Raw genomic sequence first — 3735 nt, 5'->3', positions numbered from 1 at the left:
AGTCCCACCTTACCGCGCCAAACCTATGACGCCCGGCAGCCGCTGATCGTCTTTGACGGCGTCTGTGTGTTCTGCTCGGGCTTCGTCCAACTCGTCCTGAAACTCGACCGGGAAAAACGCTTCCGCTTCGCCACGGCGCAATCGCCGCTCGGCGAGTCGCTGTTTCACCGGCACGGCCTGCCGACCGACGATTACGACAGCAACCTCGCCATCATCGACGGCGCCCCCTTCACCAAACTCGACAGTTTCGTCGCGGTCATGGCCGCGCTCGGCTGGCCATGGCGCGCGGCCAAGACGCTGCTCATCCTGCCGCGACCGTTGCGCGACTGGCTCTACGACCGCGTCGCCAGGAATCGCTACGCGCTGTTCGGCCGCAAGGACAGCTGCGAGATACCATCTGCCGAGTTGCGGGAGCGGTTGATCGGCTAAAGCGCGTCGCGATCTTTCAGATTCGCTCCATGCGCTTTAGGTTTTTTGATTTTACGCATGTCTTTATCCCGATACCGGTTCCCACTTTCGGGAGACATGCTTTAAGATCGGCGGGGTGGCCGGGCTGATCGTGCGCTATCGCGGCTGGCTCGAGCCGGCGCACGGTTCGAGCACGGTGGGTTCGCCGGCCGTCCCGCCCAGCTCTCGGCAACCCATGACCGTGCACAGCGTCCAGCCTTCCCCGGTGGCGCCCGACGCCGCGAGCACCAGACGCGGCTGGGGTCCGAGACGCGGCTGATAGACCCACCAGCCTTCCCGCAGCACCGAGCCCTCGGGCGGCTCCATGCCGGCGCCGGAGCCTTTCACCCGCGCCTCGACGACCTGCAGCCCGGCGGGCGACACTTTCCAATCCTCCTGCCAGCGCGTGCGTTCCACCGAATGTGTCCAGGACAGGGTGAAGGCGGCGGCGGCGAGCGTCACCGTCTTGCCGGCGGCGAGGATGCATAGGCTCATGCGGCGCCGGCCGTGGACAGCCGGCGCGCGCGCCAGCAATGCCAGCCGATCCACGCCAGGGCCAGCGCCCAGCCGGTCTCATCGGTGAGCGGCAACGCGACCACCAGGAGCAGGCCGGCTGCGAAAGCGACCAGACGCTCCCACAAGGCCATGCGCCGGGCGAGGAAGCCGACGGCGGCGGCGCCCCACAGCACAATGCCCATGCAGGCCTTGGCGACGATATAGGCGACCTCGACGGGATAGCCGAACGAGGTCGCGATCGGGCCGGCGTCCTGTAGCATGAGGGCCGGCGTGTAGACGGCCATGAACGGCACGACGAAGCCGGCAATGGCGAGCTTGGTCGCCTGGATGCCGATCTTCAACCCGCTTTCCTTGGCCATGGGCGCGGCGGCGAAGGCGGCGAGCGCCACCGGCGGCGTCAGGTCCGCCATGATGCCGAAATAGAAGACGAACATGTGGCTGACCACCAGCGGCACGCCGAGCGACAGCAGCGCCGGACCGGCAAGCGAGGAGGTGATGATGTAGTTGGGGATCGTCGGAATGCCCATGCCGAGCACCAGGCAGGTGAGCATGGTCAACACCAGCGACAGGAACAGATTGTTCTCGCCTATGGAGATGATCCAGCCGATGAAGGTGGAGGCGATGCCGGTGAGCGTCAGCGTGCCGATGACGATGCCGACGATAGCGCAGGCGATACCGACGGGCAGCGCGTTCTTGGCCCCTTCGGCAAGCGAATCGACGCAGATGCGCAGCGTCTCGCGCCCACCCTTGAAGGCGAGGCAGGCAATGACGAGCGCCGCGATGACGAGGCTCAGCACATTGACACCGAAGCGCATGAAGGACGCGGCGGCAAGCCCGAGGGCCAGCCAGAAGACGACGCGGAAGGCGAGCGGTCCGATCAGTGCCGCCAGCGGTGTGCCGAGGATGAGCACGATGGTCAGCGCCAGGCCCATCGTGCCGGCGAAGATCGGCGTGTAGCCGGCAAAGAGCAGATAGACCAGCACGGCGAGCGGCAGCACGAGCGGCCAGTGCTTTCGCACCGCCTCCCAGGGATTGGGCAACTCGGCCTTGGCCATGCCATGCAGCCCGGCCTTGCCGGCCTCCAGATGCACCTGCCAGAAACAGGCGCCGAAATAGAGCAGCGCCGGGATGATCGCCGCCTTGACGACCTCGGCATAAGGGATGTTCAGCGTCTCGGCCATGATGAAGGCGACGGCCCCCATGACCGGCGGCATGATCTGGCCTCCCATCGAGGAGGTCGCCTCGACCGCGCCGGCAAAGGCCGAGCGGAAACCGAAGCGCTTCATCAGCGGAATGGTGAACTGGCCGCTGGCGACGACATTGGCGACGCCCGAACCGGAGATGGTGCCCATCAGCGCGGAGGAGAGCACGCAGACCTGCGCCGGGCCGCCGCGCCATGAGCCGACGAGGCCGAGCGCGAAATCGTTGAACAGCGCGATCATGCCTGCACGTTCGAGGAAGGCGGCAAAGACGACGAAGATGAAGATATAAGCGGCCGAGACATAGACCGGCGTGCCGTATATGCCCTCGGTGCCGAAGGCGAAGGTGTCGACCAGCTGCGCGAAATCATAGCCGCGATGGATGAAGGGCGGCGGCAAATGATTGCCGACGAAGCAATAGGCGAGGAAGATGAAGGCGATCACCGCCAGCGGCAGACCCATCAGCCGTCGCGCGGCCTCGAAGACCAGCACCACCAGCAGCGTGCCGACGACCAGGTCCGGCGTGGTGAGGAAGCCGGAACGGCGGATGAGGTCGGCATAGAAGACCCAGTTGTAAAGACCGGTTGCGAAGCCCAGCACGCCGAGCGTCCAGAACGCCGCCTTCGCCGCCAGGCCGGTGGCGCGCAAATTGGCGATCAGGCCGAAACCGAGCAGCAGCAGGAAGCCGACATGCATGGCCCGCACCACCTGGCTAGGCAGGCTGCCATAAGCGGCGATGTAGATCTGGAAGACGGAGAAGGCGACGGCGATGGCAAAGGCGGCCTTGCCAGCGAGGCCGTCGCCGAAGCCCGGCGGCAGCCCTTCGACCTGTTCTTCGGCGGCGGGGGAAAGAACGGTCGGGGTCTCGGTCATTGGCGGGTTCCTGACGGGCAATACCGTTCTCCGTTGAGGGGAGGGAAACCACGTATGGCGCTCCCCCTCGCCCAGCCTCCGCTTCGCTCGGCTGACCTCTCCCCGAGGGGAGAGGAGATTGTCGGCGTCGCTGCCAACCTCTTCTCCCCACCGGGGAGAATGTGGCCGCGAAGCGGCCGGATGAGGGGGCTGGCGCTGCGCTATGCGATAGCCCTTCCTCGATGGTGAGGGCCTATTTCAGCAGGCCCTTTTCCTTGTAGTAGCGCTCAGCGCCGGGATGCAGCGCCACGGGCATGCCGTCCAGCGCCTTGGCCGGATCGATCGCCTTGGCGGCGGCATGAGCGGCGGTGAGCTGGTCGAGATGCTCGAACAAGAGCTTGGTCATCTGATAGGCGGTCTCGTCGGAGACGTCGGCGCGGGTGATCAGGAAGTTGCCCACCGCGGCGGTCGGGACATCTTCCGCCTGGCCTTCATAGGTGCCTTTCGGGATGACCACGGAAAGATAGGGCGCCCCGATCTTGGCGACGTCCTCGGCCGGCACGGCGACGACGTTGATCGGCACGGAAGTTGCGAGATCGCGGATGGAGGCGACGCCGAGGCCGGCCGACTGCAAGGTGGCGTCGAGCTGGCGGTTCTTGATCAGCTCGACGGACTCGGCGAAAGGCAGATATTCGACGCGTCCGAGATCCTCGTATTTGAG

The 3735-nt window shown here is 65.9% G+C and carries 4 protein-coding genes; 1 reads left to right on the top strand and 3 read right to left on the bottom strand.

The window, feature by feature from the left end; genetic code table 11:
- Positions 1-42: 42 nt before the first annotated feature.
- Positions 43-429, top strand: a complete 387-nt coding sequence (locus tag EOA27_RS26955; protein WP_127257690.1) for a thiol-disulfide oxidoreductase DCC family protein — start codon at positions 43-45, stop codon at positions 427-429.
- Between the two features lie 135 nt (positions 430-564).
- On the opposite strand, the gene EOA27_RS26950 is transcribed toward EOA27_RS26955, so the two are convergent.
- The 3 genes from EOA27_RS26950 to EOA27_RS26940 all read right to left on the bottom strand — a co-directional run.
- Complete coding sequence (locus tag EOA27_RS26950) at positions 565-942, bottom strand: DUF1850 domain-containing protein (protein WP_126080295.1); 378 nt, start codon at positions 940-942, stop codon at positions 565-567.
- Positions 939-3035: a TRAP transporter permease gene (locus EOA27_RS26945; RefSeq protein ID WP_126080296.1), complete on the bottom strand. Its 2097-nt coding sequence runs from the start codon at positions 3033-3035 to the stop codon at positions 939-941. Before EOA27_RS26945 ends, EOA27_RS26950 begins: the two co-directional genes overlap by 4 nt.
- Before the next feature lie 232 nt (positions 3036-3267).
- A partial coding sequence (locus tag EOA27_RS26940) for a TAXI family TRAP transporter solute-binding subunit (RefSeq protein ID WP_127257688.1) occupies positions 3268-3735 on the bottom strand: 468 nt, incomplete at its 5' end.

It is taken from the genome of Mesorhizobium sp. M2A.F.Ca.ET.037.01.1.1 (assembly GCF_003998075.1).
Lineage (GTDB): Bacteria > Pseudomonadota > Alphaproteobacteria > Rhizobiales > Rhizobiaceae > Mesorhizobium.
The sequence above is the reverse complement of the archived record's forward strand: the minus strand, read 5'-3'. Positions and strand labels throughout refer to the sequence as shown.

What these genes read in the sequence shown, in the direction of transcription:
- EOA27_RS26950 (WP_126080295.1), bottom strand. Translation starts at nt 942, where the DNA reads ATGAGCCTATGCATCCTCGCCGCCGGCAAGACGGTGACGCTCGCCGCC.
- EOA27_RS26945 (WP_126080296.1), bottom strand. Translation starts at nt 3,035, where the DNA reads ATGACCGAGACCCCGACCGTTCTTTCCCCCGCCGCCGAAGAACAGGTC.